Genomic DNA, 1,446 nt, shown 5'->3' with positions numbered 1-1,446 from the left:
CTGGTCCCCGTCCCGGCCGGCACGCCCGGAACGGACGGCGCCGCACCTGACGAGCCGCCCGCCGACACCGACACACCCGCCGGCACCGGCGCACCAGGCGACGGCGACGGCGACGGCGACGGCGACGGCGACGGCGACGGCGACGGGCCGATGATGACCGCGCCCAGCGCGGCTCAGGACACCTCCCCGCAGCCGAAGCCCGCAGCGGACCCCGAGACCCACACGCCCCCCGACGCGGCGCGGGAACCGTCCACCGATGCCGCCGGTACTGAGGTGGACGCGCAGAGCCTCGGAGTCGCTGCCGAGAACACGGCTGACCCGGCCCCTCCGCCGGTGCCGGGCGCCACGCAGACCGAGGCGGAGCCCAGCCCGACCGTCGCCGCAGGCACGGCCCCGCCCCCGGACGGTCCTGGTCCCGACACCAGCCCCAGCCAGGGGGTGCCGGAACCGCCAGCGGTGCGCGACGACCCGGCCGGCGCGGAGACCACGCACCTCCCGGCGCGTGAGCCCGCGGAGGTGTCCGCCGGAGACGGGGAGGTATCCGGGCCCGGCCAGGTGACCGGCGTCCCGAGTGCGGCGGCGGACGGTGCGGTGCCGGTCGAGGATGTCCCGCCCTCGGGCAGTACGCCGGAGGGCGAGGCGCCGACAGCCCCGACGCCTACCGGCGACGGGGGCGGCGCGGTCGGCTGTGTGGCGTGGACCTGCCCGGCGGCGCAGTGCCCGGTCCGCGCCGGTCTGACCCCTCCCCGCCGGCCGGCGCGGCGCCGCACCACCGCGAAGGCTGCGGTCCCGGCCGGGGGGCGGTCGGTGAACGCCGACGGGAAGCCCCGGCTGCCAGCCGGGGCGCTGACCGCACTGGTCCGGGGCGTTCTGGCGACGAACGCCGACGTCGCGATGAGCGTGACCGAGATCAGCCGGGAAATCCCGGACCGCTCCTCCGGAGCGATCAACGCCTCCTGCGAGGCGATGACCGGCCGCGGCGAGGCCGCCCTCGTCGACGGCAGGCCCAAGCGGTTTCAGATCACGCCCGCCGGCCGCGCACTCACCACCACCACCGCGGCTGCTGCTGCTGCTGGCAGCTGAGCAGACCCCGCCCCCGCCGGTCTCAGGCCGGGGTTGTTCCCGGGCAGCGGGAATGCCGCCCACCGCCCGGGACCCCGACAGTCCCCACCGCAAAGGGAATCTCATGACCAGTTTCTCGCAGAGCCGGGTCCACGCACAGCTGAACGCGGACGGCACCTTCACCCTGACCGTGAACCCGACGGCCACCCGCGACGCGATCCTCGCCGGTCTGCTCACCATCCCCGCCAGCACCACCTACACCGGCACCCCCACCAGCCCCCGCGTCCCGGCCGTCCTGCTCCTCACACCCCCCGACATCGGCGGAACCCCCACCGCCGGGGGGTGGATCCCCCGGGTCCCGCCCGCGCACGACGCGGTCCCCGT

General features: G+C 76.9%; 1 protein-coding gene and 1 pseudogene. Both read left to right on the top strand.

Translation table 11 applies throughout. The features are described 5' to 3' along the window. Window positions 1-1,083, top strand: a 1,083-nt coding sequence (locus B207_RS40505) for a hypothetical protein (protein WP_018635630.1), incomplete at its 5' end; no start/stop codon positions are given. 103 nt (window positions 1,084-1,186) lie between these two features. Then, window positions 1,187-1,446: pseudogene (locus B207_RS32755) on the top strand (hypothetical protein); the annotation flags it as partial.

This window comes from Parafrankia elaeagni, from assembly GCF_000374165.1.
Classification (GTDB): domain Bacteria; phylum Actinomycetota; class Actinomycetes; order Frankiales; family Frankiaceae; genus Parafrankia; species Parafrankia elaeagni.
This window is presented reverse-complemented; position numbering and strand designations above follow the sequence as displayed.